Below are 25,620 nucleotides of genomic sequence, written 5' to 3'. Positions count from 1 at the left end.
AGTCCCTGCACCGCTACCATTATTAACCGGGAAATTGATGAAAAATAAAAAAATAAACTTTGAAAAACAGACAGTTCTGAAATTTCTCGCCTCCTGCAAAGAAAACAACATCGCCGCTCGCGGAGAAAAAATCCTTCTTGCCGTATCCGGCGGCAGCGATTCCATAGCCATGCTGGCGCTGGCATCAAAACTGAAGAATAAAATCGCGGCAGCTTACATAGACCATAGACTGCGAAATGCCGCCGGCGATGAAAAAGCGTTTGTAAAAAACCTCGCGAAAAAATTCAAGATACCTTTCTACACAAAAAGTTTTGACGTCGCCGCCGCAGCACGATCCGGAAAATCGCTGGAGGACTGCGCGCGGGAAGCGCGTTATAAACTGCTCGGCGAGATCTGTAAAAAACGCGGATTTGAGACTATTTTCACAGGGCACACGCTCTCCGACAACACGGAAACCTTTTTCCTGAAACTCTTCCGCGGAGGCGGGATCTCCTCATTTTACGGAATAGCGAGAAAAACAAAAATATTCGGTGTACCTGTCACCAGGCCATTGCTTGATTTTGAAAGAGATGAGCTTAAAAAATTCCTTGCAGCGTCAAAACTGCCTTTTATGACTGACGAATCCAACAAAGACAGGAAATTTCTCCGGAACAGAATAAGGCGCGATTTAATACCCTTTATAAAAAAACGCTTTGGAAAAAGCGTTTTGAAACACCTTTCCGCCCTTGAAAGCCAGGCGGAAGATTTAAACGCTCTCGTTAAAACGGCATCGGAAGAACTTGAAAAAAAATCCCGAAACGGAAAACTTGATAATAGCGTCTATTTGAGCTATAATAAGTTTTTGAGGAAGTGCTTTTTGGCGGAATTCCTCGGCAGAAAAGTGAATTCCCGTTACATAGACAAAATTGACGGATTTATAAGTTCGGGAAAAGGCGGAGTCTTTGAACTGCGGGACATGGATTTAACGGTGAGAAAAGGCAAATTGCATAAGCGGAGAAAAACATGAAACATCAGGACATAAAAGAGATATTGATTTCCGAGGCTGAAATAAAGAAAAAAGTGAAACAGCTGGCGAATATCCTCAATAAAGATTACAAAGGGAAAAGGCCGATACTTGTCTCGGTTCTCAAGGGAAGCGTTGTGTTTCTGTGCGACCTCATCAGGGAACTTGAATTCTCACCCGTGCTGGATTTCATAAGCGTATCGTCTTACGCTGACTCCACCGAATCATCGGGCGTCGTGCGGCTTTTGATGGATTTGCGCGAATCCATCGTGGGGAAAGACGTTCTTATCATAGAAGACATCGTGGATACGGGCCTGACGCTCTCTTATCTGAAAAGGAATCTTCTCACAAGAAAGCCCAAATCACTGAAAATATGCGTGCTGCTGGATAAAAAGGAATGCAGACTGAAAAAAATAGACATTGATTACACCGGATTCGTTATCCCGAATAAATATTGCGTGGGTTACGGGCTTGATTATGCCCAGATTTACAGGCACCTTCCCTACATAGGCGTGCTGAAATCGGAAATCTACAGGAGCCAGAAATGAAAAAGAGAAATGTGGGGCTGTCTTTCTGGGTGCTGCTGGCGGCGATCGTGCTCTACCTCAACTACAGCCAGACAACCAAGGTATCCGACGAGCAGATAAGCTACAACAAGTTCCGCACTCTTCTGGAGGCGGGTAAAATCATCTCCGTTGAAATAGTAAAAGACGAAACGATAAAGGGCGACTACCGCGCGGACGGGAAAAGCGTCAGTTTCAAAACCCCTTATCTCGACGACAAAGATCTGATAAAAGACATGCAGGCGAACGGGGTTGATTATGCGGGGAAAACCGGAGGCAAATGGCTGGGCAACCTGCTTTTCAGCTTCGGGCCCATCCTGCTTTTCATACTCGCGTGGTTTATTTTCGCCACTAAAATGAGCGGCGGCTCAAAACAGATATTTTCCTTCGGCAAAAGCCGCGCGCAGAATGCCGTCAAAGTGGAAACGACTTTCGCCGACGTGGCCGGATGCGACGAGGTGAAAGACGAGCTGGTGGAGGTGATATCCTTCCTGAAAAACCCCGAAAAATTCCAAAAACTCGGAGGACGCATACCCAAGGGCGTTATTCTTTACGGCGAACCCGGCACGGGAAAAACGCTCCTGGCCCGGGCCATAGCGGGAGAAGCCAAGGTGCCGTTCTTTTCCGCATCGGGCAGCGAATTCGTGGAAATGTTCGTGGGTGTCGGAGCGAGCCGTGTCAGGGATCTCTTCCAGATGGCCAAAGCCAGCGCCCCCGCAGTTATCTTTGTCGATGAGATAGACGCCGTGGGCAGGCACAGAGGCGCGGGACTCGGCGGCGGTCACGATGAACGGGAACAGACACTGAACCAGCTCCTTGTGGGAATGGACGGCTTTGAACCCAACACAAACGTGATCGTCATCGCCGCCACAAACAGGCCTGACATTCTTGACCCTGCGCTGCTTAGGCCCGGACGCTTTGACCGTCACATCCACATACCCAAACCGAACATCAAAGAACGGGAAGACATCCTCGATGTGCACGCTAAAAAAATTAAAATGAACAAAGACATAAACCTGGAAATAGTAGCGCGCAGAACTCCCGGTTTTGTCGGCAGCGACCTCGCCAATATAATAAATGAATCGGCACTGCTGGCGGCCAGGAAAAACAAGGAAAGTGTTGAGATGATAGACCTTGAAGAGGCGATAGACCGCGTTCTGGCGGGACCGGAGAAAAAAAGCCGAGTGATGCGCGACAGTGAGAAAAAGATCATCTGCTATCACGAATCGGGTCACGCTCTTGTGGCAAAGCTCATGCCCGACGGCGACACCGTGCACAAGGTTTCCATAATCCCCCGCGGGCCGGCGCTCGGCTACACCCTGCAGCTGCCCCTTGAAGACAGATTCATCGCCTCGAAAGACGAGCTCATCAATAAAATAAAAACACTGCTCGGAGGGCGGGCGGCGGAAAAAATAATCTTCAAACAGCTCTCCACCGGCGCCAGCAATGATCTTGAAAAAGCCACCGAGATCGCCCACAGCATGGTCACGCAATACGGCATGAGCTCACGTGTGGGGCCGGCGGTGTTCAAGGATTCGCAGGAGTCGGTTTTTCTCGGCATGGATATTTCCAAAGGTTCGCGGGTGAGCGAAAAGATGAAGCAGATCATAGATGAAGAGATCAGGAATATAATCATAAAAGCCGAGCGGGACGCCGAAAACGCTCTGACTAAAAACAGAAAATATCTTGACGCGATCGCGGAAGAGCTTGAAAAAAGGGAAATGCTTAACGCGGAGGATCTTGATAAGATCATGAAAGGCGAGGAGCTGGCGCCGTTAGCGTCGCCCCCGGCGAAAAGCGAAAACGCGGCCCCGGAGATGAAAAACTCCCCGGATGAGACAGCAAAAGAAACGGACCCTGAAACAAAAAACAACGCGGAAAGGATAAAAAAAGACGATGAACAAAAAGAAACTGTGTGAGGCCGTAAAACTCATATTGGAAGCCGCCGGAGAAGACCCTTCGCGGGAAGGCCTGAAAAAAACGCCCAAAAGAGTGGCGAACATGTACGAGGAGCTGCTCTCGGGCTATTCCGTAAAATCACCGGAAAAAATTCTCAGCACCGTCTATAAAAGTGAGAGGTACAGTGAGATAATCCTCGTGAGGGACATCCCCTTCCATTCTCTCTGCGAGCACCACATCCTTCCCTTCTTCGGCAAGGCGCATGTGGCCTATATCCCAAAAGACAGGGCGCTCCTGGGGCTTAGCAAAATACCGCGGCTTGTGGATATTTTCGCGCGGCGCCTCCAGATACAGGAACGGCTGACCCAGCAGATAGCCGACACGATCAACGGCTCCCTCAAACCTCTGGGCGTGATGGTGATAATAGAAGCCGAGCATCTTTGCATGACCATGCGCGGAATTAAAAAACCCGGCACGAAGATGACGACTTCCGCCCTGCGCGGGATCTTTATGGCAGACGCGAAAGTCCGCTCCGAAGCGATGACTCTCATCAAAAATGGCTGATTATCTGCCCCTGTCATGGAATGTGTGGCTCGGCTATTTGAGCCATGCCGCCGATATCCTTATAACGGCGGTTATCATATACTACATCCTCTCCCTCTTGAAGGGCACCAGGGCCATAGCGATTTTCAAAGGTATTGTCATCCTCGTTTTTCTGACAGTTTTTTCAAAACTTCTGAAACTCACCACACTGTCCTGGCTCCTTTCGGGCGCGTGGGTTGTGGGAATGGTGGCGATCGTCATAGTCTTTCAGCCGGAGCTGCGCTTTCTTCTGGCCAAACTCGGCAGCGGAAAAGTCGCGGGATTCCTGTTCCGCATAAAACCGGACTGGATCAACGCCATTATCGAAACCATGGAAAACGCTCAAAAAAAAGGATGGGGCGCCCTCATCGTCATAGAACTTAACATGGGAATGAAAAATTACACGGAAACGGGCATTAAAATAGACGGTGAAGTTTCGTCGGAGCTGATGCTCTCGATATTCAATCCCGCAAGCCCCCTGCATGACGGGGCTGTGGTTATAAAAGGAAACAGGCTGCTGGCGGCTTCCTGCATAATGCCCCTGACGATGGAGGAAATAGCCTCGCGCATCCTGGGCACGCGGCACAGAGCCGCGGTGGGAATCAGCGAGGTGTCGGACGCATGGGCAATCGTCTTATCCGAGGAAACTTCCTCCATCTCACTTGCCCGCGCGGGAAAACTCACAAGGAATATCTCAAGCGAGGAACTGAAAAAAGAACTCGTCGCCCTTTACAGGGTCAAAGAGTTTGACTCGGCACCATGAACAAAAAATCATACTTAAAAATCACCGCCGGGCTCATCGCCGTGCTGCTGTGGCTGTATGTCAGATATATCGTCGGTATAAAGTAATGCCGTCGCTCGGTGTCAATGTGGACCATGTCGCCGCGATAAGACAGTCGCGTTTTACGGCCTACCCCGACCCTTTGCAGGCGGCTCTCATATGCGAAAAAGCCGGCGCCGACGGCATCACCATACATCTGCGCGAGGACAGGCGGCACATACAGGAGAAAGACTGCATTCTCATAAAGAAAAACATAAAAACAAAACTCAATCTTGAACTGGCGCCGAGCCCCTGGATAACGGACTTCGCCCTTAAACTCGCTCCGGCGGATGTGTGCATCGTGCCGGAAAAACGAAAAGAGCTCACGACGGAAGGCGGCCTTGATGTCTTCAAAAACGAAAGGCGCCTCAAAAAGATCATCCCTCTGTTCAACAAAAAAGGCATCAGGGTCAGCCTATTTATAGAAGCAAACGAAAAGGCTATAGCCCTGTCAAAAAAACTCGGGGCCGACGCGGTGGAGCTCCACACAGGCTCATACGCCAATCTGCGGGGAGCCGCGAGAGCGAAGGAACTGCTGGGCATAAAAAAAGCTTCCGCTTTTGCCCTGTCACAGGGCCTGCTCCTTAACGCGGGGCACGGGCTGGATTACGAGAACACAACCGCGATAGCGCGCATAAAGGGAATGAACGAACTCAATATAGGCCACAGCATTATCGCCTACGCTCTTTTCGCCGGTCTTGACAAGGCCGTCAGGGACATGAAAAAACTCCTCGTATGAAAAAACGCAGCTGGCTGCTCTTTATTCTCATAGCTCTCCTGTGGTGGCTCAGTTTCTACGCAAAACGCAGAAAAACAGAGATCCAATTACTGCCTCAAGCGGGGATCACCCGGCCATCCCTTGAAGAGATAGAGGCAAAGGAAAAAGCGCTCAAAGAGCGGCTTATCGAAAAAGCGCGAAAAACTTTTTTTGAATCAAAAGGCAGAGAGGCCAAAGACACAAACGAGCTCATAGAAGAAGGCCTTCTCAGACCAGATATTTTCTGACGGTTTCCTCGTCCGCGGCTTCGGCTTTTCGCACAATGTCCGCTTCCCCGGCAGTGCGGATGATAAATTCATGCGTCTTGCCGCTGTATCTGGCGATTATGGAAAGCGCCAGATCAATGTCGCGCATATCCGACAGAAGCGCCCCGGGGCCGGGAGCCCCTGAAGGCAGTATCCTTATGAGGCCGACGGCATTGTCCGAGAGGAATTTATCTTCTGAAGCCTTACGGGCGATCACGAGCTTGGATCCTTTTTCAAGACGAAAATGTCGGCCCGTCATAAGATGACGGCTCCTCAAAAGATCGAGTTCGCCGTGGATGACGGCGTCTTTTATTCTTTTTGAAAAAATTTTATCAGTGAGCACGCATCCGCCGGCGGGTGTGGCAAAGCCGCTGAGGGCGTATTTTTCCGCCAGCTCAAACTGTGTTTTACGGCTTTTGCCTGAAACGGAAAACATCTCGTCTCTTTTAATGATCCCTTTTTTCTCGGCTTCCGTTGGCGGCAGGAGCGCTCCGCACAACGGCCTGATGATCCTGCCTTCCAGCGCGGTCTCTTTCTCGGCTTTAAAAAGATCTCCGATCTTCTGAGACATCATCCTCTGCGCCAGCACCTCACCGGTTATTAAAAATTCCGCGCCCAGCTCTATGGCATATAATTTCGCTTTTTTTAGCATCATTATGTGACAGTCCAGGCAGGGATTCATCCCCTTGCCCATACCGAATTTAGGCTTAAGAATAATTTCAAAATATTCCTCGCCGAGAAAAATGTGCTTCAGCGGAAGTGACATCTTTTCAGCCAGGGCAAACACCTCTTTTTTCGCCCGCGAAAAGGGCGTGGAAAAAACAACGCCCGAAAGATCGAAGATATCTTCCGTGAGCTTCGCGGCGAGCGACGAGTCCAGACCGCCTGAGAAAAGTATAACCGCTTTATTTTTCATAGAGTAGAGTAATGGGGACGGTTCCGTAGCCATTGCTTCTTGCTTCCTTAAATCTCGCCGTAAAAGATGTCCAGTATATCGCTGTCAAACTCTCTCAATTCAGCGTCGCTTATGAGAAGCTGCGCATACGACTCGTCCGGCGCGGTATTTTTACGCGCGTAAAAAACTCCGGTGACAACGAGCAATGCAAGAACGGCCATTGCCATCGCCGGGCGGTAAAAAAAAGCCGGACGGAATGACGGGATGAATGAGAATTGGCGCACGGGTTTCCTCATGGCTCTTATGACATTATCTTCAAAGCCGTCGGGGGCCGGGGGCGCTTTAATGGAAGTTATGAGCTCCGATAGGGCGTAGAGGGCCTCCAGTTCCGCGGAACAGGCCGGACATGTTTCAATATGGCTTTTTACCGGAGAGGCAGCATCGCCGCTCAGCTCGCCGTCTTTGAATACGCCTAAAAGCGAAAGGCATTTTTTACATTCCATTTAACGCGGCCTCCTTCATTTTTTTTCTCGCTCTGAATAGCATTATCTTCACCCGGCCCAGAGGGATCTTAAGCGTCCGGGCTATATCATCATATGACATGGCCTCTATCTCACGGAGTATCACAACGCTCCTGAATTTCTCCGGGAGCTGCGCCAGCAGGTTGCGGGCCCGGGCCTCGTTCAATAGCGTTTCTGGAACATCCGCGCCCGGCGAGATCATACTGTCGCTCAACTCCACCGTGTCAGTTCTCCTCTTCCTGAGGTAATCCTTGCATTTATTGATCGTAACGCGGTAAAGCCATGTGGAAAGAGAGGAATTGCCGCGGAATTTATGGATTTTTCTGAATACCGCGATAAACACATCCTGGGCGATATCGTCAATTTCCGGAGCCATTCCCGAAAAAGAATGGATGATGCGGTAAACAGCGTTTTTATAAAGCGCCATAAACTCCCTGTAGGCATCCTCATCCCCCTTTTTTAATCTTTCTATGAATTCTTTCTCTTCCATAATGTTAGACGCCGCATGAGGCGCTTTTGTTACACTCCCGGATGAATATCCCCGACAGCGGCGCTGTCGAGTTTAACAGAATTGAGCGCGGCGGTCAGGTCAGAGGCGTTTATCTTTAATTCCCTGAACCGCCCTTCGCTTTTGACGGCAAAACGTGAGGCGGTTTCAAATATGTCCTTATCTAATTTCCCGCAGGAGGCGAATTCCTCAAAAATACCGCAATCGGAAAAAAGTTGCCGCAGCATCACAAGTTCATCTATGCGGTTCAGTACAAAAAGACAGGCAAGAATACCGGCGCCAACCAGTTCGCCGTGGAGAGGGCGGGCGAGTTCGCGCGAATCGGGAAAAACCTGTGTAAAACCGTTTGCCAGAGCGTGGGCGGTGCTGGCCCTGAAATCGGCGCCGCCCAGCGTGCTTATAAGCCCTGTGTTGATTATACAAAGACGGCTCAGCGAAAGAACCGTTCCCCTGTCGGTGGAATTTTTAACTGCGGGAACGCCCATAAAAAAGCGTTTCAGCATATCACGGGCCATCGCGGCCACACTGCTGTCTGCGCCGCCGTTAAATGTGAATTCATAATATTTCGCGCAGGCATCCGCGATACCCGCAAAAAGCAGCCGCCTCGGAGCCGAGCAGAGTATCTCCTCCGCGAGAATCAGCGTATCGGGGCATTTAAGATGTCTGTCCTCTTTCAAAAAATTACCCTGCTCGCCGTAAATAACGCTGTGAGGCGTGAAAGCCGCGCAGGTCGAACCGGAGGTCGGAACAGCTACGAGCCGGCAGCCGGTTTTTGCGGCTGCACTTTTGGAAGCGTCCATCGCCTTGCCGCCGCCGAAAGCAAAGATAAAATCACTTTTGTGGGTCTTTACCCCGGCAGCGAGCCGGGAGATCTCAGTTTCACAGCACTCGCCATTGAATCCGGCATATATTTTCGCTCTTTTCCCGAGCGCCCCGTTTATCAGTGACCCGTGAATTTCATGAACATCTTTCGGCCCTATTATAAAACATCTTTTCCCCTCGTCGTTCAGGGCTTGAGCCAGGTCCCCTGTTTTGCACTGAATGATTTTTCCGGGCAGAATCGAAATGTTCATCACTGGATCTTAAACTGGATGTTATAAAGCCGGCTGTAATAACCGTTCTTTTTCAGGAGTTCATCGTGCCGCCCGCTCTCCACCACCTCTCCGGAGGAGATCACCGCTATATTATCCGCCCGGCGCACGGTAGAAAGCCTGTGCGCTATGACAACCGTGGTCCTGGTGGTCACAATGGCGTCAAGAGCTTTCTGGATCTGCATTTCAGATTCCGTGTCCAGCGCCGAAGTCGCTTCGTCGAGTATAAGGATGGGCGGATCCATAATAACCGCCCTGGCTATGCATATACGCTGAGCCTGGCCGCCGGAAAGCGTCGCCCCTCTTTCTCCTATGATAGTATCAAAACCCAGCGGCATCTCCCGAATAAAATCATAGGCGTTAGCCAGCTTCGCGGCGCGGATAACATCCTCCTCGCTCGCGTTATCGACTCCGTAAGATATGTTATTCCTGACGCTGTCCCTGAACAGCATAATGTCCTGTGATACGATTCCTATGCTGCGCCGGATCTGGGCAAGTTTAAAATCCCTGATATCCGCGCCGTCTATCGCAATCCTCCCCTCTGTCGGATCGAAAAAACGGGGTATGAGATTGGCTATTGTTGTTTTTCCGCCGCCGGAAGAACCAACGAGCGCGCAAATAGAACCTTTTTTTATCTGCAGATTTATGTTTTTCAGCGCTCTGTCGCCGTCGCCATCAGCGAAATAAGAAAAAGAGACATTCTCAAAGCTGATGCTGTTTTTCAGACCTGTGAAATCCTTAGCTCCGGGTTTTTCTTTTACAGTTATATCGGCGTCAAGAACGCGGAAGATCCTTTCCGAGGCCGACAATGAGGACTGGAGCATCTTGTTCAGATCGGCCAGGCTCTTAATGGGCGCGTAAAAATTAATGAGAGCCGCCAGATAAGCGACAGCCGTGCCGACGCTGACCGTTTCCCTGAAGATGGCGTTGATAACATAAGCGCCTATAACGAGAGATATCGTGTAAGTGATTATCTCCAGCACCGGCCTCTGCATCGTCTCCGCCCGCAGGAGGCGCATGATGACATTGAAGTAATCCTTGTTGCTCTCCTCCATTCTTTCAATTTCCCTTTTTTCGCGGGCAAAGGCTTTCGTCACCTTTATGCCGCTTATCCTCTCGGCCAGGAGAGCGTATATCTGGGCCATCTTTTCCTGTGTCTGACGGGAGGTCTTTCTCATTTTCCGCGCAAAAAATTTGATTGGGAACATGATCAGCGGGAAGAAGATCAAAGACGCGAGCGTCCACTGCCAGTTGAGCGCGAAAAGAACGACAAGCAGGCCCGCGCAGCTGAGCCCGTCCCTGATCAGCTTGACAGGCACGGAGGTTATGGCGTTCTGCACATACATCATGTCATTGGTGAGCCGTGAAAGAAGAGCCCCCGTTGTCCTCTTAATGTAGTAATCCAGCGAAAGGTTCTGCATGTGAGAGTAGGTTTCATTGCGCACATCTATTATAACCCTCTGCCCGATATAGGCGAGAAGATAATTCTGTATGTACGAGAAAACGGCGTGGATTACGGTGAGGACGATCAGCGCCGCTGAAAAAAGTATGACAAGATTGGCGTTCCTGCTCTCGATCAGTTTATCGAGGCCGGGCTTGAGCAGATAAACGCGTCCGCTTTTAATGGCGGCCACGACGATCATGCACAGGAGGGCTTCAACAAAGCGGATACGATAGGGTTTAAGATACACCGCCAGCCTTTTCATAATATCTTTTGTTTTCACGAAATCCCCCCGCCCCTGACAGCCAGCAGCTTTTCTATTTCTCCCACAATATTCTCTTCCGCGTTTTTTTTATCGAGCAACGGCCTCAATTGAAGGAGCTCGGCGGAAATTCCGAGCAAATTATCTTTTTTAAGCATACCCCTGACTTCGCGTAAGATCCTGAAAGGAGCCGCGGCCGATTGGATCAGCTCAGGCGTCACGGATTTACCTGCCAGAATATTAGGCATACCTATGAATCTTGTCTTAACGATCTGTTTGGCGATGAAATAAGAGACAAACGATGTCTTATACATGATCAAAGTCGGGATGCCCAACATCGCGTTCTCAAAAGACGCTGTGCCGGATGACGATATCGCCAGGCGCAAGTTTTGGCGATGGGAATAATCTTTATCTTCAAGAAGCTCGCAGTTATTCGGCAAAGACGCATAAAGCGCTTTGGGAAGAGACGGGGCCTTAAAACATTTGAAACGGAAGTTGCCCTCACTGCCGAGAAGATTTACAACCTTGACCATAACCGGCAGATGCCTGTCCAATTCGCTTTTTCTGGAACCGGGGAGCAGCCCTATATAGGGCGATTCGGGGTTATATGCCGGCGGCGGCAGCATTTGAGCGAGGGGATGACCCGGAAAAAGAGCGCTCACCCCATTTTCAAGATAGATTTTTTCCGCAAAAGGAAAAACAGGAAAAACTTTACTGACATATTTTTTTATTTTTTTTATCCTCCCGAAGCGGCTCGCCCATATCTGGGGACAGATATAATAAAACACCGGCGTGCCCGCGGCGGAAAAAAGAGGCAGAAGTTGTGAATTAAAACCCCAGAAATCAACCATAACCGCCGCGTCGGGGCGATCCCTTTTGCAAAATTCTTTGATCCTGCCGAGGAGACGCCGGAAAAAAAATATATTTCTGACCGGCTCTATAAATCCTATGGCGTTCCTTCCTGAAACATCCTCTATTATATCCGCGCCGGCCTCCCGCAGAGCCGCTCCGCCGACAGAGGAGACATCCCAGCCGGACCCTATAAATGTTTTTGCCAAACGCGATGCGAACACATCGCCTGAAAAATCACCGGCTGAAATAAAAACTCTCACTTTATTCCAAGTATACAAATGTGATGTTCATCGGCCAGAGCGACGCTTTCTTCCTGTTCGAAAAAAAGCGCCGACCCCGCCTCGGCGGCAAGAACGGATGCCCCCGAACGCACGAGCTTTTTGACGGTGCGCAGGCCTATCACAGGCACATCAAAACGGGTATCCTGTTTGGGCCGGGCGGCTTTGACGACAACCGTTCCGGCACCGGCCAGTTCTCCCGAGCGCAAAATACACGCATCGGTGCCTTCCATCGCCTCGAGCGCCACGACAACCCCTTCTTTTACAACCGCTGTCTGGCCTATATCAAGCCCGCTTATAAGTTTCGCCGCAGATTCCGCCAGCGCTATATTGCTGAGCTCTTTTTTGGAGGGTTTGCGGCGGGTGTAGACTTTCTCTCTGAAAAGCAGGCTTTCAAGCGGAGCGACGGAAGAAAGGATCTTTATTCCCTCTTTCTCAAAAAGATCACAGACAGCCTTGAGCATTGTGGCGGCCCTTTTATCTTTAAGCGAAGCGATCAGTTTCACCGCCTTCAGGTCGGGTTTGATCGAAAAAACCGAAGCGTGCCGCACACGGCCGGCAAGAATAAGTTCCTTAACGCCCGCGCTTTTGAAAAAATCTATGGTTTTCTTAAGCTCCCCTATGTGCGCCCATATAAAAGAGGAAGCGTATTCCTCTATTTTGCCGTCCGCGTGATTTTGTATAGCCGCTATTTTCAGGTCATAGCCCTGCTTCCTGAGGTGACCCGCGACAAGGATCGGAAAACTCCCTTCGCCCGCTATTAAACCTATAAGGGCCATTCAGTATTGGAGCATTGTGAAAAGCTCCGGGCCGGGGGGGAGTTTTTTTCTGCCGTTCAAGCCGGTCAGCTCGATAAGAAACGCGAAAGAATCCACTATGGCGTTTTTCTTTTTAAGGAGCTTATATGCCGCAAGCGACGTGCCGCCGGTGGCGAGAAGGTCGTCAAGGATGATGTATCTTTTGTTTTTGACCACGGCATCCTCATGCACTTCTATGCTGTCAAACCCGTATTCAAGTTTGTAACGCACTGAGAGTTTTTTCGCCGGCAGTTTGCCTTTTTTACGTATCACGACCATCCCGATTTTCAGTTTATAGGCCAGCGCCGCGCCGAAGATAAAACCGCGCGATTCTATACAGGCGATATAGTCTATTTTCCGGCCGCGGTAATGCGAGGCCATGGCGTCAACCGCCGCGCAAAAAGCTGTCGGGTTTTTCAGAAGCGTTGTGATGTCGTAGAAGTATATCCCCTTGATGGGAAAATCCTTCACTCCCCTGATAAACTTTTTAAGATCCGTCATTTAACATCCCCCTTTCACAAATCAGAATTCCACACCCTCTTCAAGAAGGTAACTTTTCATTTTTTCCAGAGCGCGGCGTTCGATCTGACGCACGCGTTCCCTCGTAATTCTATATTTTTTTGCCAGAATTGACAAAGAGGCCGGCTTTCCGCCGTGCATTCCGCTGCGGCAGCGCAGGATGTCCTGCTCCCTAGGCAGAAGCCGTTTGAGGGCTTTGACGAGAAAAATTTTTCTTTCGTTGCAGGAAGCTATATCCTCGGGCGGGCCTTCTTCCGACACGATTATGTCTTTAAGGAATATCTCCTCGTTCTCGTCGATCGGCATATCAAGAGATATGATGTTCTCCCATGCCTGAATATTGCCCAGTATTTTCTCCACTTTATCCTCGGATGTGCGCATCTCTTTCGCAAGTTCCTTAGCGCTCGGATTCCTGTGCAGTTTCGCCTTGAGCTTGCCCGCAAATTTCAGCGCCTGTTTTATGTGCGTGTCGGTGTAGGTGGGGATATAGATCATTTTCATCTGATTCATCAGGGCCTTTTGTATGGATTGCTTCACCCACCAGTAAGCGTATGTTGAAAATCTGTAGCCGTATTCGGGCTTGTATTTCTCTATCGCCCTCATAAGGCCGAGCGTGCCCTCGCCTATAAGATCCAGGAGGCTGAGCACCTTCTGACTGTGAAGATATTTTTTCGCTATAGACACCACCAGCCTCAGATTCGACTCTATGAGTTTTTGTTTCGCCCAGACATTTCCCGTGCGGGAAAGTATTACCAGCTTCGAGAGTTCGTCTTCACCAAGCAGGGGGATGTCCCCTATTTCCTTGAGGTAGATTTTAACGGAATCAATTTTTTCCATAATTCAGTTCAGATACATCATCGGGTCATAAGCTTCCGTGCCGAAACGTATCTCAAAATAAAGCACTCTGCCGCCGTGTTTTTTACTGCTGCCGCAATTGCCTACCAGAGCGCCGGAGGCGACAGTATCGCCGGTCTTTACAGACACACTGTCAAGATAAGCGTAAACACTGTGATAACCGCCCGCGTGCTTTATTATAACGGTGTCGCCGAAATTCCCCGCTTCGCCGCAAAAAGAGACTATCCCTGACGCTGATGCCTTAACAGCCGGCGAATCCGCTTTTATCACAATACCCAGCGAGCGGACAAGATCGATTTTGCCGAAATGCTCCACAATCTTGCCTTTGACCGGCCAGGAAAAGGAAACATCCGCACTCTGAGCGGGTTTTGACGCCCTTTGCCGCTTTTTTGACGCGGCGGGACTCTTGGCGGAAACAGCGCTCTCCTCCGCGGGCACCTTCAACTTCATGCCGGGATATATGCGCGAAGGATTTTGAATGTCATTGGCATTTACAAGGGAGAAAAAATCCGTTTTATTTTTCCGCGCGATGGACCAGAGCGTGTCACCCCTCCTCACATAATACCAGTTGTGGCCCGCCGGCGGAGGAATACAGCCCGCCAGTAGGATAATAACAACACAGCAGAGGCCTTCCCGTGAATTCTGTCTGAAAGAATCAAAAAACAAACCACCTCCTGATTTTTATACGCAACAGCCTTTTTTTATCAAATATAAGGCCATCAGACAATAATCCGCCTCTCATTCAGTCTATCGGCAGCCAGAGATTGGAAGGAGACCTCTTATAGCGCTTGGACAAAAACCCCGACTCCGTCTTGATGAACACAGTGAAGAGCTCCGCCTCACCCACTCTGAACACGCATACGAACCTGTCTCCCGGCAGCGTTTTTCCGGGATGGCCGTTTATAACAACATCTATTATTTCCGGACAGGATCCCTTCACCTCCAGCTTGCCGTCGCCGATATCGGTTATGGCTTCCACTTTGATCGCATCCCTGCTCTCTGGCCCCCTCACAAAATAATAAAAAGAGCTCCATTTGCTCTCAAAGCCGTCTTCTGAGAGAAGCGCGGCCCTTAAATAATAACCTCCCGGAGGAAGAGCATGCTGCGCCGCTTTCACATCCGCCGACCGCGTGATATATTTGTCTTTTATTATATCTTTGAACTTTTCATCCGAAGCTATCTGTAAATGATATTTTTCTCCCTCTTCAAGTTCGCGCAGATTATTCAGATCACTTATCGCTTCCGGTAAAGGCACGGGCGCTTCCGGGGCGGAATCAAAAGCCACAAGAGTCCTGAAGCCCTCTTTCACTTTCACCGTTTTTTTCTGCGCGGTGACATCCACCTCACCCCGGTGCACGCTCAAACGCACGTCCTTATCCGCCGAGGTGTTTATATTATACTGAGCCCCACCGACGGGACTCACTTTCACCCCGCGGCTGGCCATCCGGACATCATCCGCGCTGATATTGCCGGCGAGAAAACTCGCGGCAGGGCGCTCTTCATTTTCACTGAGAAAAACCAGCGAGTCGGGCGCCAAAAAAAGATTTCCTCCCGCCAGGAATTCAAGTCTCGCCGAGCCGTCGGATAAAGTCATTATCCCATCACCGGGGAAAAGCCGGCGACCGGGCTGGAGCTTTTCCCACCTGATCTCCTTTTCTTTTCTTGTCAGCACAATAGGACTGACGGCGGCGGTATCGCACACTTTTTCTTTCATGAGATCTCTCGGTATGTTCACGAACGGGCTCTGAACAACAGCCTTACCGTCTTGAGGCAGAAATTTATTCCGCCTCCGGAGCTCTTTTATACGGGATGGCTCCTTGAGATATTTTTGAGCGATGATCTCTGTGGTGGTGCCTGGCGGAATCTTTACTTCAACGATAACCTCACGCCCCGGCGCATCCGCCAAGGCAGACGAAGCGCTTTCAGCACGCCCCGGCGCACTTGCAGCTTCCGCGTAAATAAATACGGCTGTAAAAAAACCAACAGCGGCAAAAATATTTTTCAGCATTTTCTGTCAGATTGCGGCAGGCCTTCCGGTATCTCAAAAATAAAATTACTGCCTTTCCCCGGTTCCGATTCCGCCCATATTTTTCCCGAGTGCGCTTTCACTATTTCTCTTGATATCGTCAAACCTATGCCGGTGCCTCCGGCAAGAGCACCCGGAAGGCGCTGGAATTTGTCAAATATTTTTTCGCAGGAATCTTTCGGCATCCCCGGCCCGGTGTCCCGCACCTCCACCCGCACGGCGTTCCGGACCCGGGAGACTTTCACCAGCGCTTCTCCGCCTTTAGGGGTGAATTTAACGGCATTTGCTACCAGATTCACTATCACCCTCTGTATGAGTTCGCCGTCAGCGTTGACCCTGGGGCTTTCCGAGGGCATAACGCTTTTGAGCTCGACGCCCTTTTTTGCCGCCATGCCCGATAAGCCCTCAATGACGTTTGAGACGAGAAAATTAACGGGCACGCTTTTTATCACGGGACTCATCTTTCCGGCTTCAAGTCTTGCGGCGTCCAGAATATCGTTTATCATACTCTGCAGCCTTTCCGTTTCCTTGGCCATGGCTGAAAGATAATGCTTCTGTTTTTCGCTCAACCCGCCCGCGCTTTTTATGCCCATGAGCTCTATAAAACCGCTGATGGATGTCAGCGGATTTCTCAAGTCATGCGCTATCGCCTGCATAAAGAATTCCTTCATGCCGTCCAATTCCCTTTCAATGCTTATATCTCTGAAAACTGTCACCGTGCCGAGGTCCGCGCCCGCTTCCGTGTGCACTGATGCCGTCTGAGCTTTGGCGAAACTCACGCCGGTGCGTCCAGGCCCGAAAGAAAATTCCCGCACAATGTTTTTGCCCCTGTTTTTAGCGACTTCCTCAAAAAAATCCCTGAGCCCGGCGTCGCAATCTTTCAAATAATCAGTAATAAGGTTGCCTTCCTTCAATCCCGAAAGCCCTAAAATCCGTTCAGACTGGGCATTCGCCAGAAGTATCTTCCCGTCGTAGTCAGTCAGGATAAGACCGTCGAAAATTGAAAATATAACCGCTTTTGTTTTTGATTTTTCCGCTATTATCCTATCTATCTGCATTTCATTGTATTCTTTGAGTTTGGCGCTCATTTTATTAAAAGTCGCGGCCAGCTCGCCGATCTCATCTCCCGAAGAAACTTTCACGCCTCTTGAAAAATCGCCGGAAGCGATGAACGATGCCGCCTCAATCAGTTCTCTCATGGGTTTTGTCACGGATTTCGCCGCGAAAAACGCCATGAGAAGCACACCGCTCGCCGCGGCCAGAAGCGACAGGACGGCGTTTCTCTTCATAAGGTATAACGAATAATAAGCGTCCTCATAAGGCTCTTCCACGATCACAGCCCAGCCCATGATTTTAGCAGGCACATAGGCGCCGGACATTTTTCTGCCGTCAAGAAAAAAATCTCTCGCGGCGGAAACGCGGGAACTTATAAAATCAGCTACCAGCGGATGCGCTCGAACACTTCCAAAAACTTCTCCGGCCGAGGCCAATATACGGCCTTCGCCGTCTATTAGAATAACGCGCCCGCTGCGGCCGACACCCGTGTTTTTGATTTCTGAAAAGAGCTCATCCAGAGAAGCCGTGATAAACAATATGCTGTCCCCGAACGGATAGGCCGCGTTTATGCGCACGCCGCCGGCGCTGATATAAGGGCTTCCCGCGGCGGGACGAGCGAGAAGAGCGGACTTAAATTCGTCCTTTCGGGAATAATCGACAGCCGGCGAATCCTGCCCCAGAGCGGGATTGTAAAATCTGTTCTTTTCTTTTCCCGAGCGTGATACGAGCGCGGCGCTTTCTATGCTCCGTGATGAACTGATCAGTGCCCTGAGAGTCCGCGGAAGCTGATCCCCCGAAAAAGCTCCGAGAGAATGGGACTGAGTTATAATCGTCAGGCTCTTTGAAAGGCTGTCAAAATAATTATCCACTTTATAAGCGGCAAGCGCCGCCGCGCTGATGTGCTCTTCCATAACCATGCGCTTCAGGGTTATCCTGTTTATATCTATAAGCCGTATCCCCATCAGAAGCAGAGGAACAAGCGAGATAAGCGCCAGAGCTGAGAGGTATTTCGCGAAAATCCCGAATCTGATATTTTTCATTCTTTTGGGGAACTTCCGGATTTCGCGAGCGTCACCATCAGGACATCCAGCGCGGCCGGTGTCACACCGGAGATCGCGGACGCGGAATACAGATCCTCCGGTTTAAAGCGCTGCAGTTTGTGTTTTATTTCCGTGGAAAGGCCGTTAATGCTTTTGTAAGAGAGCCCAGGCGGTATCTTGATCTCTCTGAGGGAATCGTACTTTTTTATATCCCGTTCCATTCTCGCTATATAGCCGCCGTAACGAAGTTCCACGACGGCCTCTTCAAGAGCCTCATCAGGGATCTTCGCTGAAGAACAGCGCTTTTTAAGAGACGCCAGGCTCACGCCCCGCAAAAGCGCGGCCTTGAGAGTAAGGTGCCCTTCTTTTTTATTCAACGCTATCTTTTTTACCGAAAGGAATTCAACCGCCCTCTCAACGTCTTTTTTAAATTTCTCCATTTTCGCGATCACATCCTTATCCACGAGGCCGTATTGCCGGGCCTGGGGCAGAAGCCTGATTTTTGTGTTCCCCTCGCGCAGGCGCAGCCTGTATTCGGCGCGCGCGGTAAACATCCTGTAAGGTTCGGAGGTCCCTTTCGTCACAAGATCGTCTATGAGCACGCCTATATAAGCGTCCGAGCGGCGCAGGGTCAGAGGAGGCAGGTCCGAAATAAAGCAGGCGGCATTGATACCCGCGATAAGGCCACCTCCGGCCGCTTCCTCATAACCGGTGGTGCCGTCTATCTGTCCGGCGATAAAAAGCCCTGCGAGTTTTTTTGATTCAAGGCTGTGCTTCAGTTCCGTGCTGTCTATGACATCATGCTCTATGGCATAGCCCGGCCGCAGTATCCGCACATTTTCAAGGCCTGCTATGGAACGCAGACAATCCTCCTGCACCTCATAAGGCAGCGATGTGGAAAGGCCGTTGGGATAATATTCGTTTGTGTTGACCCCGTCAGGCTCAAGGAATACCTGATGACGGGCCTTGTCCGGAAATTTCCGGTACTTATCCTCTATTGACGGGCAATACCTGACGCTTGTTCCTGTGATCATGCCCGAAAAAAGAGCTGACCGCTTTATGTTTTTGACTACTATTTTTTCCGTTTTTTTATTGGTGTAGGTGATATAGCACGGCATCTGTTTCGGCGGCTTCCCCGTGAAGCGCATAGAAAAAGGCAGGATTTTCCTGTCACCCTTCTGCATTATCATTTTTTTGAAATTTATACTCCTGCCGTCCAGACGCGGGCAGGTGCCGGTTTTAAAACGCATCAGCCGGTGCCCTATGCTTTGCAAGGAAGAGGTGAGCAGCTTCGACGAGGGTTCGCCGAACCGCCCGCCCTCAAAACTCACATCGCCCACGAACATCATGCCGTTTGGAAAAGTGCCGGGACAGAGCACCAGCGCCCCACAGCCCTGATAAAGGCCCCTGAGCGTCCGCACGCCGCGGACCCTGCCCTTATGAGCATCAATGGATATCACCTCATCCTGAAGAAGATAGAGATTATCCGTGTTCTCAATCATGTTCTTCATATTCTGACGGTAAATCTGCCTGTCTATCTGGGCGCGGGAACTTCTGACGGCCTCGCCGCGGGATGAATTGAGAATCCTCATCTGTATCCGTCCTGAATCCGTTATCAACGGCATTACTCCCCCGAGAGCGTCGATCTCACGAACAATGTGGCCTTTTGACACACCGCCTATAGCGGGATTGCAGGATGTGTAACCTATGGTGTCCAGATGCATTGTTATAAGGAGCGTGGGCACACCCATTCTGGCCGAGGCGCTGGCCGCCTCACATCCTGCGTGGCCGCCGCCGACCACAACGCATTTTATATCCGAGAAAGATTTGAGTTTCATCGACGGAGGATTGAATCTATTTTTGAAACCGGAATACTGAACATCACCGGTCGCCCGTGAGGGCATCTCAGCGGCTCGGAGCATTTTTTCAGTTCCTGTATCAAAGTCTCGGCGTCATGGGGCTTTATGTCGTCACCTGCGCGGAAAGACATGTGGCAGGCAATGATCTTCACGGCGCGATCCGCGAGACTTTCAAAGATATCATGATGCTTTTTGCCCTCAAGGAGACATGCGCTTATTTTCTCGAGCATATCTTTTTCGCTGCCGGTAAAACCCGCGGGAACGGCGCTTATAAAAACACTGCCGCTGTAATATTTCAGCGCCAGGCCGAGTTTGATAAGAATATCGCTGTTGTCCTGAAGGGCAGCGGCTTCATCGGTGGAAAGTTTCACCTCTATCTGGACAAGGAGTTTCTGGGAAGCGACATTGCCCTGTTTTATTTTTTGTTTTATCTTTTCGTAATTTATCCTTTCGGCGGCTGCGTGAAAATCCATTATGTGTAAGGCGTCAAAAGTTGAAAAAATAAGGAACTTCCCGTGCGATTTTCCGACATAGCGGAAACTGTCCCAACGCGGGCCGACTGGTGTACCCGGAAACGGTTCGGGGGCGACGGATTCTTTAACAGCCCCGTTTTCAAAAAGCGATGCGGAGGGAATATCCGATGAACCCTCTGCACCGCGCGGTAAAAGCTCCGAGGTGGTGTCAGTCCCGCTCGCCAGAGGATAAACGGCCGACTGATTCCTGGAATATTTGTTCCTCAGGACATCATAGACCATCTGATAAAAAGCGCGGGGGCTCTGAAACCTTATCTCTCTTTTAGCCGGATGTACATTGACATCTATGAGCCCGCTGGCCGCGGTCAGATAAATAAAAAGAGGGGGATGCTTTCCCCGCGGCAGATAGCCCTCAAAAGCGTTCTCCGCCGCCTTGAGAAAAGCGGCATTGCTTATAGGCCTTCTGTTGACAAAAATAAACTGAAACCTTCGGGAGGACTTGTAATCCTCAGGATAGGCAAAACAGCGCAGGCCCATCATGGGGTTTTCCAGAGCCGCGTAATCGGCGTTTTCAAAGCCGAAGATCTTCCTCACCCTCTCTTTCTCGTCGTCGGACGACGAAAGATCGTCAAAATAATTTTTATCGTCTATCCTGAGCGAAAAAACAATTTCCGGCCGGGAAAGCGCGTATTCCCTCACGACTCTCAGGATCTCGCCGTTCATGTATTTAGGGCTTTTAAGGAATCTCTTTCGTACAGGAGCGTTAAAAAAAAGTTTTCTCACCTCAACGGTGGTTCCCCTGGGGCAGGAAAACTCCCTGTGATCTATCTCTCTGCCGCCTTCGCTTAAAATCACAGCGCCCGTGGAGCCCGTGGAGGAAAATATCTTAACGGCAGCGACATTGGCGATTGACGCCAGCGCCTCACCCCTGAAGCCCAGCGACTGCACCGATGAAATATCGTTTTTTACTTTGATCTTGCTTGTGGCAAAAGGTTCGAGCGAGAGCTTCAGGTCTTCAAAATCCATGCCGGAACCGTTGTCCGTCACGCTTATGAAACCCAGTCCCGCCTCAAGCGCTTTTACGTCTATCCTGTCAGCTCCGGCGTCAAGGGCGTTCTCAACTAATTCTTTTACAACGGAAGCCGGTGATTCTATGACCTCACCGCAGGAAATATAATTTCTGACCTCTTCAGGCAGAACATTGATTCGCGGCATGCTTTTTTTTCGCTTCTTTATTGCAGAGATTGTAATACGCGCAATGCCGGCATTCCGTCTTTTCGCCGACCGCTTGCCTCTCCTCGCATTTCTGCCAGTCAAGAGCCATAGCGTTTATTTTTTTCTTAACCGTATTATCCAGAGAGCGGAATTCGAGAGCTATCAGAAAAGTGCCGTTTTTCTCATCGACACGCACTATTCTCGCTGTGACTTTTCTGAGATTGATATCCGGCATCTTCAAATCCAGCACTATATCGGAATTTTCAGGCAGCGGCAGAAAAGTGATCATGGCCATCCCGCCAACTGACACATCGCACATTATGGCGGGTATGTTCGTCTTACCGTCGGAACTGCTTATCTCAACGGTTTTTATAACCGATAAGGTCGGAAATCTAAGGTGTATCCTTCTTTCTGCCATTTATTTTTCTCCTGCCGTATTTTACCGTTATTTACGCCCGCCGTCAACAGCCGCCGATCTATAAATGTCCCCGAAAAGCAGCTTTAGAGCGATATAGGAAAATTTAGGAGAAAAAATCGTAAAAAAATTCCGCGTGTCTGAGTCCGTCTTCGGCGGACGAGTTGCGGAATTTTAGATTTTTTATCCGTTAAAAATTTTCCGTCTAGCGAAAACGCTCTTTTCGGTGACAGCGCAGAATATTAAAGCGCTTCGGCCTGCTTTATATATTCACCGAGTTTCCCGTAGCCGGGATTTATCTCCCTGAGCCTGTACCAGAACTCAAGGGCTTTTTTCGGATTTCCGGCGTTAACGCTGACGACGCCGGAATTGAAAAGCATCTGCTGGTCATCTCTGTAAATTTCCAGGGCTTGTTCATACTGACCGAGGGCCTGCGCGAAACGGCCTTCTTTTTCAAGAAGGAGCGCGAGATTGAGACGCGCCGCTTTCAGATAAGGGTCATTCTCTATGGCTTTCTTAAAAAAAGTTTCAGCGATACCGGCGTACTTTTTATCTTTGTACAACTCTAATTTTTCTCTGGCGGACACGCCCAGTCCATTCAAAGCCAGCGCGTGGCGCGGATTTTTTTTCGCCAGCTTTTCAAAAAAATAATCCCCCCGGTCAAGCCATAAAGGCAAATTCGTATTATTATAAATCAGAATACACCTTTTCCCCGCGTTCATCAGATGATAATCCGCAGGCAGGAAGAAAGCCGCGCGGCGAAACAGGGCATAAGCCTTCTCGTTATCGGGAGACTTGACGGCTTTGACAAAAAATATCTCGGAAACAAGCGGCGCCAACAAGATCAAAAAAGAGGCGGCAGCGGCGAACAATCTTCCTTTGCGCGTGAAAATATTCCCGGCCAAGGGCGGCACCTGCCGCGGACCGTATATCACGGCCGCGGAAAACCAGAAAATGAGCAGCTCGGTAATAGACGGAAAAGCGAAAAGATTTGTGACGGCATAAGCTATCACCGAGGCCCCCGCAGCTTTTTTAAACAGCTCTTTTGATGCTATCGCTTTTTTGATCAGAACAAATATCAGCAAAAACCATGCGCCGAATCCGGCCAGGCCCGTTTCGGTGAGGATCTGCAGCGGCCAGCAGTGACTGTATCCCGCATGCGCGAGGCCGCCTGTCTGACGGATAAAAGAAACCGGCGCGTGAGAACGGAAAAGGATTGAAAAACTTTCCGGCCCGTGGCCGAAAAGCGGTTTATCGGCGAACATAGCCAGGCTTGCCGCATAACCCTCAAACCTTGAGACGATATCGGCTTCCGATAGATCAAAGATGGAAACGGCTCTCCTGACGATATCTCCCGAAAAGCGCGGCGAACTTATAAACGCCCCCGCTATGATCAGCGCCAGAGCCGCCAGAACATTCCGCGCGGCTTTCAAGTCCGCCGCCTTAGGCGCGGCGGCCCTTTTCATCACGGACAAGCCGTGTTTTTTGCCCGCGCAGAAAATAAAAAATATAATCCCGGCGGACACCCCCACCCACGAGGCGCGGGAATGAGTCATTAAAAGAGCTATCGCGAAAAACATGAAATGAATGATATAGCCCGGCTTTGAAATCGAAAAATAAAGAGCGTAGGGCGAGACCGCCGCCAGTACGCCGCCGTAAAAATTGGGATTGCCGAAGGTGGAAGAGATCCTTCCCCCTCCCCCGGCAAAAACAGCCGCGCAGGTTAAAAGTGCCGAGAAAAGCAGAAAACCCAGCTGTTTTTTTACAGCGGCCTGCGGGAAATTTCTTAAAATCCTGAAAAGCGCTACGCCCGCTAAAAGCGAGAAAAGGCCGCTGAAATAATATCTGTAAAGCCCTGTAAAACTGAGCGCGGGATATATTGAAAAAAGCGAAAGCATAAAATAGAGCACGGGTAAACAATAAACCGGAGACTCCTCTCTGTCCGCGGCGAAGCTGTCCGCGGCAAAAAAAAGCGGAATAAACATCCAGAGAAGGATGGCTTTGGGCAAAGCGAAAGAATCGTTCAGAAAAGGCAGCGCCGCGACCGGTATCAGAAAAAATAAAATTTTTACAAAAATGGCCATCGTCGTTTTAAGCGTTGTTGCTTTTTCACAAACAAATTCAAATTGCAGAAAAAGATAATTTTAAATGCGTATTTGTAGCCGCTGCAATTTTAGTTAATGTGCTGATATTACAGCCGGAGCCCTCCGCATTCTCTAATTTAGAAATAGCCTGCTGACTGGTGTGTATTAGTTTGGCAAGCTGCCGTTGAGTTAACCCCTGGGCTTTCCGCAGTTCCACCAGAGTCACTCCCAATTTTACTAAATCATATTCTTTTTTGAATTCAACAGAAAATTCTCCAGACTTTAGTTCTTCTTTCAAACGATCTCTAAATTTTCTCACTTTGAACTTTTTCATAATTTGAATTCACCTCCTTTATACCGTGCTACAAAATCGTTTTTTCTTCTTTTGGCTTTTTTAATTTCCTCTTCAGAAACTTTATCTGTCTTTTTTATTAATCCATTGGTAAAGATAATCCTGTTCCGCAGAAAGAAAAAATAAAGCAACCTATAATGATTGGGCGAGAGCTGTATTCTGAGTTCTCTGATCCCTTCCTTTAAAATACCCGTATAAGGGCGTCTTAAATTTGGCCCTTTTTCTTCCAGCAGAGCAATAAATGACATAACTTTCGCGCGGGCTTTTATTGATAAAGAATCTAAGAAATCATCAACAGGCGATTCCCCCCGTTTGGTGACATAAAATATTAATTCATATTTTTTCATCAATGCAATAATACATCAATTTTAATGTATTGTCAATAGCTGCGGAAGAAAGCGATTTTTCCGCCCTTCTCCATCTCATATTTGCCGCCGACCAGTAACAGCCGTCATCCTCCTCCCAGCCGTAGCCCTCGACCTCGCCCCAGGGGAGGGCGCTATACCGCCCTCCCCTCTGCTGGGTAAAGCATACGATCGTCCCGCCTTTATCCGCAAATGCCGCCAGAGCGAATCTGAACTTCTCGCTGTTCTCAAGCCCGTAAAGTCCCCCCGACGGTATTATTAAAACCTTTATGTCGTTCAGGCATTCCTATAATAATGCAGGTTAGAGTTATGCGTTGTGCGTAATTATCCATTTTTTAAATATTACATCTATGATTGAATGATACCCTCCACTTTTATCAATCAAATCTTTTTCAATCAGGCTTTCAACAGTTCTTTGCACAGAAGAAGCCGATCCAAGTTTATGCTTTCGAAGATAAGCAGCAGAAAATACTTTATCGTCTTTACCTGTTAAAGCTAATGCAGTAAGAACCTGTTTTTGCTTAACGGTTAACAAATCCCAAGTAGCTTCAAACGTAGATGATTCCCGCAGTAAAAGTGTATTTAAGCACTCAACAAGGTCTTTGGCTGTAATTGTTTTTTTATCAATAGCTTTTTCCCATAAAATATGACAAAGATATTGGACATAGTACGGATGAGATTCGCAAGTTATTATGATTTGATTTGTTAATGCCGGTAAAATATTTTTCCTGTTCATTTTAAATCTGTTAATTATGAATTTAGCCAATTTTTTATCTTCTATTTTATGAAGTGGAAAAGGTTTAGCGCTTCTATAAAAAGGTCTATT

General features: G+C 49.4%; 25 protein-coding genes. 7 read left to right on the top strand and 18 right to left on the bottom strand.

From position 1 onward, the window contains the following. Positions 1 to 37: 37 nt before the first annotated feature. The 7 genes from tilS (at position 38) to FP827_07105 (ending at position 5,872) form a co-directional block, all read left to right on the top strand. Complete coding sequence (gene tilS, locus FP827_07135) at positions 38 to 1,006, top strand: tRNA lysidine(34) synthetase TilS (GenBank protein ID MBA3052842.1); 969 nt, start codon at positions 38 to 40, stop codon at positions 1,004 to 1,006. Then, positions 1,003 to 1,551 carry a hypoxanthine phosphoribosyltransferase gene (gene hpt / locus FP827_07130; GenBank protein MBA3052841.1) on the top strand — a complete coding sequence of 183 codons (549 nt, stop codon included), beginning with the start codon at positions 1,003 to 1,005 and terminating at the stop codon, positions 1,549 to 1,551. The genes tilS and hpt overlap by 4 nt, the downstream gene beginning before the upstream one ends. Continuing rightward, positions 1,548 to 3,485, top strand: coding sequence for an ATP-dependent metallopeptidase FtsH/Yme1/Tma family protein (locus tag FP827_07125; protein MBA3052840.1), 1,938 nt, complete (start codon positions 1,548 to 1,550; stop codon positions 3,483 to 3,485). Before hpt ends, FP827_07125 begins: the two co-directional genes overlap by 4 nt. Continuing rightward, positions 3,463 to 4,029, top strand: a complete 567-nt coding sequence (gene folE / locus FP827_07120) for a GTP cyclohydrolase I FolE (GenBank protein MBA3052839.1) — start codon at positions 3,463 to 3,465, stop codon at positions 4,027 to 4,029. Before FP827_07125 ends, folE begins: the two co-directional genes overlap by 23 nt. Further along, the gene (locus FP827_07115; GenBank protein MBA3052838.1) at positions 4,022 to 4,810 is read left to right on the top strand and encodes a TIGR00159 family protein; all 789 of its coding nucleotides are present in this window, start codon (positions 4,022 to 4,024) and stop codon (positions 4,808 to 4,810) included. Before folE ends, FP827_07115 begins: the two co-directional genes overlap by 8 nt. 85 nt (positions 4,811 to 4,895) lie before the next feature. After that, on the top strand, positions 4,896 to 5,606 hold the full coding sequence (locus FP827_07110) for a pyridoxine 5'-phosphate synthase (protein ID MBA3052837.1): 711 nt from the start codon (positions 4,896 to 4,898) through the stop codon (positions 5,604 to 5,606). Beyond that, positions 5,603 to 5,872 (top strand): hypothetical protein, encoded by a 270-nt coding sequence (locus tag FP827_07105; protein MBA3052836.1) that lies wholly within the window; start codon positions 5,603 to 5,605, stop codon positions 5,870 to 5,872. Before FP827_07110 ends, FP827_07105 begins: the two co-directional genes overlap by 4 nt. Here FP827_07105 and FP827_07100 read toward each other — a convergent pair. The 18 genes from FP827_07100 to FP827_07015 form a co-directional block, all read right to left on the bottom strand. Next, positions 5,853 to 6,839, bottom strand: a complete 987-nt coding sequence (locus FP827_07100; GenBank protein ID MBA3052835.1) for a hypothetical protein — start codon at positions 6,837 to 6,839, stop codon at positions 5,853 to 5,855. The genes FP827_07105 and FP827_07100 overlap by 20 nt on opposite strands. A 14-nt stretch (positions 6,840 to 6,853) precedes the next feature. Next, the gene (locus tag FP827_07095) at positions 6,854 to 7,288 is read right to left on the bottom strand and encodes a hypothetical protein (protein MBA3052834.1); all 435 of its coding nucleotides are present in this window, start codon (positions 7,286 to 7,288) and stop codon (positions 6,854 to 6,856) included. Beyond that, the gene (locus tag FP827_07090) at positions 7,278 to 7,796 is read right to left on the bottom strand and encodes an RNA polymerase sigma factor (protein MBA3052833.1); all 519 of its coding nucleotides are present in this window, start codon (positions 7,794 to 7,796) and stop codon (positions 7,278 to 7,280) included. The genes FP827_07095 and FP827_07090 overlap by 11 nt, the downstream gene beginning before the upstream one ends. A 29-nt stretch (positions 7,797 to 7,825) precedes the next feature. Beyond that, the gene (locus FP827_07085) at positions 7,826 to 8,887 is read right to left on the bottom strand and encodes an iron-containing alcohol dehydrogenase family protein (GenBank protein ID MBA3052832.1); all 1,062 of its coding nucleotides are present in this window, start codon (positions 8,885 to 8,887) and stop codon (positions 7,826 to 7,828) included. Continuing rightward, a complete protein-coding gene (locus FP827_07080) occupies positions 8,887 to 10,629 on the bottom strand; it encodes an ABC transporter ATP-binding protein (protein ID MBA3052831.1) in 1,743 nt (580 codons plus the stop codon). The genes FP827_07085 and FP827_07080 overlap by 1 nt, the downstream gene beginning before the upstream one ends. After that, positions 10,626 to 11,738: a hypothetical protein gene (locus FP827_07075; protein MBA3052830.1), complete on the bottom strand. Its 1,113-nt coding sequence runs from the start codon at positions 11,736 to 11,738 to the stop codon at positions 10,626 to 10,628. Before FP827_07075 ends, FP827_07080 begins: the two co-directional genes overlap by 4 nt. After that, positions 11,717 to 12,517: an LpxI family protein gene (locus tag FP827_07070; GenBank protein MBA3052829.1), complete on the bottom strand. Its 801-nt coding sequence runs from the start codon at positions 12,515 to 12,517 to the stop codon at positions 11,717 to 11,719. The genes FP827_07075 and FP827_07070 overlap by 22 nt, the downstream gene beginning before the upstream one ends. Next, on the bottom strand, positions 12,518 to 13,036 hold the full coding sequence (locus FP827_07065; GenBank protein MBA3052828.1) for an adenine phosphoribosyltransferase: 519 nt from the start codon (positions 13,034 to 13,036) through the stop codon (positions 12,518 to 12,520). It lies immediately after the preceding gene. 21 nt (positions 13,037 to 13,057) lie between these two features. Beyond that, a complete protein-coding gene (locus FP827_07060) occupies positions 13,058 to 13,891 on the bottom strand; it encodes a sigma-70 family RNA polymerase sigma factor (GenBank protein ID MBA3052827.1) in 834 nt (277 codons plus the stop codon). 3 nt (positions 13,892 to 13,894) lie between these two features. After that, positions 13,895 to 14,575 (bottom strand): peptidoglycan DD-metalloendopeptidase family protein, encoded by a 681-nt coding sequence (locus FP827_07055; protein ID MBA3052826.1) that lies wholly within the window; start codon positions 14,573 to 14,575, stop codon positions 13,895 to 13,897. A 76-nt stretch (positions 14,576 to 14,651) separates the two neighbouring features. Continuing rightward, positions 14,652 to 15,917 carry a hypothetical protein gene (locus tag FP827_07050; protein MBA3052825.1) on the bottom strand — a complete coding sequence of 422 codons (1,266 nt, stop codon included), beginning with the start codon at positions 15,915 to 15,917 and terminating at the stop codon, positions 14,652 to 14,654. Beyond that, entirely contained in the window at positions 15,911 to 18,031 is a 2,121-nt protein-coding gene (locus FP827_07045) for a HAMP domain-containing protein (protein MBA3052824.1), read from the bottom strand. The genes FP827_07050 and FP827_07045 overlap by 7 nt, the downstream gene beginning before the upstream one ends. Beyond that, the gene (gene mnmG, locus FP827_07040) at positions 18,028 to 19,869 is read right to left on the bottom strand and encodes a tRNA uridine-5-carboxymethylaminomethyl(34) synthesis enzyme MnmG (GenBank protein ID MBA3052823.1); all 1,842 of its coding nucleotides are present in this window, start codon (positions 19,867 to 19,869) and stop codon (positions 18,028 to 18,030) included. Before mnmG ends, FP827_07045 begins: the two co-directional genes overlap by 4 nt. Then, on the bottom strand, positions 19,866 to 21,578 hold the full coding sequence (gene mutL / locus FP827_07035) for a DNA mismatch repair endonuclease MutL (GenBank protein MBA3052822.1): 1,713 nt from the start codon (positions 21,576 to 21,578) through the stop codon (positions 19,866 to 19,868). Before mutL ends, mnmG begins: the two co-directional genes overlap by 4 nt. Continuing rightward, positions 21,553 to 21,996, bottom strand: coding sequence for a PilZ domain-containing protein (locus tag FP827_07030; protein ID MBA3052821.1), 444 nt, complete (start codon positions 21,994 to 21,996; stop codon positions 21,553 to 21,555). The genes mutL and FP827_07030 overlap by 26 nt, the downstream gene beginning before the upstream one ends. Positions 21,997 to 22,235: 239 nt before the next feature. Next, positions 22,236 to 24,077 (bottom strand): hypothetical protein, encoded by a 1,842-nt coding sequence (locus tag FP827_07025; GenBank protein ID MBA3052820.1) that lies wholly within the window; start codon positions 24,075 to 24,077, stop codon positions 22,236 to 22,238. Between the two features lie 37 nt (positions 24,078 to 24,114). Further along, positions 24,115 to 24,411 carry a helix-turn-helix transcriptional regulator gene (locus FP827_07020; GenBank protein MBA3052819.1) on the bottom strand — a complete coding sequence of 99 codons (297 nt, stop codon included), beginning with the start codon at positions 24,409 to 24,411 and terminating at the stop codon, positions 24,115 to 24,117. Next, a complete protein-coding gene (locus FP827_07015; GenBank protein ID MBA3052818.1) occupies positions 24,408 to 24,776 on the bottom strand; it encodes a type II toxin-antitoxin system RelE/ParE family toxin in 369 nt (122 codons plus the stop codon). The genes FP827_07020 and FP827_07015 overlap by 4 nt, the downstream gene beginning before the upstream one ends. Between the last annotated feature and the right edge of the window lie 844 nt (positions 24,777 to 25,620).

Source organism: Candidatus Omnitrophota bacterium (assembly GCA_013791745.1).
In the GTDB taxonomy this organism is placed as follows: domain Bacteria; phylum CG03; class CG03; order CG03; family CG03; genus CG03.
Note: the sequence above shows the minus strand (reverse complement) of the source record. Positions and strands in the feature narration are given on the sequence as shown.

What these genes read in the sequence shown, in the direction of transcription:
- hpt (MBA3052841.1), top strand. Translation starts at nt 1,003, where the DNA reads ATGAAACATCAGGACATAAAAGAGATATTGATTTCCGAGGCTGAAATA.
- FP827_07115 (MBA3052838.1), top strand. Translation starts at nt 4,022, where the DNA reads ATGGCTGATTATCTGCCCCTGTCATGGAATGTGTGGCTCGGCTATTTG.
- mnmG (MBA3052823.1), bottom strand. Translation starts at nt 19,869, where the DNA reads ATGAAACTCAAATCTTTCTCGGATATAAAATGCGTTGTGGTCGGCGGC.
- FP827_07100 (MBA3052835.1), bottom strand. Translation starts at nt 6,839, where the DNA reads ATGGCTACGGAACCGTCCCCATTACTCTACTCTATGAAAAATAAAGCG.
- FP827_07020 (MBA3052819.1), bottom strand. Translation starts at nt 24,411, where the DNA reads ATGAAAAAGTTCAAAGTGAGAAAATTTAGAGATCGTTTGAAAGAAGAA.
- mutL (MBA3052822.1), bottom strand. Translation starts at nt 21,578, where the DNA reads ATGCCGCGAATCAATGTTCTGCCTGAAGAGGTCAGAAATTATATTTCC.
- FP827_07025 (MBA3052820.1), bottom strand. Translation starts at nt 24,077, where the DNA reads ATGGCCATTTTTGTAAAAATTTTATTTTTTCTGATACCGGTCGCGGCG.
- FP827_07065 (MBA3052828.1), bottom strand. Translation starts at nt 13,036, where the DNA reads ATGACGGATCTTAAAAAGTTTATCAGGGGAGTGAAGGATTTTCCCATC.
- FP827_07060 (MBA3052827.1), bottom strand. Translation starts at nt 13,891, where the DNA reads ATGGAAAAAATTGATTCCGTTAAAATCTACCTCAAGGAAATAGGGGAC.
- FP827_07030 (MBA3052821.1), bottom strand. Translation starts at nt 21,996, where the DNA reads ATGGCAGAAAGAAGGATACACCTTAGATTTCCGACCTTATCGGTTATA.
- FP827_07050 (MBA3052825.1), bottom strand. Translation starts at nt 15,917, where the DNA reads ATGCTGAAAAATATTTTTGCCGCTGTTGGTTTTTTTACAGCCGTATTT.
- FP827_07105 (MBA3052836.1), top strand. Translation starts at nt 5,603, where the DNA reads ATGAAAAAACGCAGCTGGCTGCTCTTTATTCTCATAGCTCTCCTGTGG.
- tilS (MBA3052842.1), top strand. Translation starts at nt 38, where the DNA reads ATGAAAAATAAAAAAATAAACTTTGAAAAACAGACAGTTCTGAAATTT.
- FP827_07090 (MBA3052833.1), bottom strand. Translation starts at nt 7,796, where the DNA reads ATGGAAGAGAAAGAATTCATAGAAAGATTAAAAAAGGGGGATGAGGAT.
- FP827_07015 (MBA3052818.1), bottom strand. Translation starts at nt 24,776, where the DNA reads ATGAAAAAATATGAATTAATATTTTATGTCACCAAACGGGGGGAATCG.
- folE (MBA3052839.1), top strand. Translation starts at nt 3,463, where the DNA reads ATGAACAAAAAGAAACTGTGTGAGGCCGTAAAACTCATATTGGAAGCC.
- FP827_07085 (MBA3052832.1), bottom strand. Translation starts at nt 8,887, where the DNA reads ATGAACATTTCGATTCTGCCCGGAAAAATCATTCAGTGCAAAACAGGG.
- FP827_07110 (MBA3052837.1), top strand. Translation starts at nt 4,896, where the DNA reads ATGCCGTCGCTCGGTGTCAATGTGGACCATGTCGCCGCGATAAGACAG.
- FP827_07045 (MBA3052824.1), bottom strand. Translation starts at nt 18,031, where the DNA reads ATGAAAAATATCAGATTCGGGATTTTCGCGAAATACCTCTCAGCTCTG.
- FP827_07125 (MBA3052840.1), top strand. Translation starts at nt 1,548, where the DNA reads ATGAAAAAGAGAAATGTGGGGCTGTCTTTCTGGGTGCTGCTGGCGGCG.
- FP827_07095 (MBA3052834.1), bottom strand. Translation starts at nt 7,288, where the DNA reads ATGGAATGTAAAAAATGCCTTTCGCTTTTAGGCGTATTCAAAGACGGC.
- FP827_07070 (MBA3052829.1), bottom strand. Translation starts at nt 12,517, where the DNA reads ATGGCCCTTATAGGTTTAATAGCGGGCGAAGGGAGTTTTCCGATCCTT.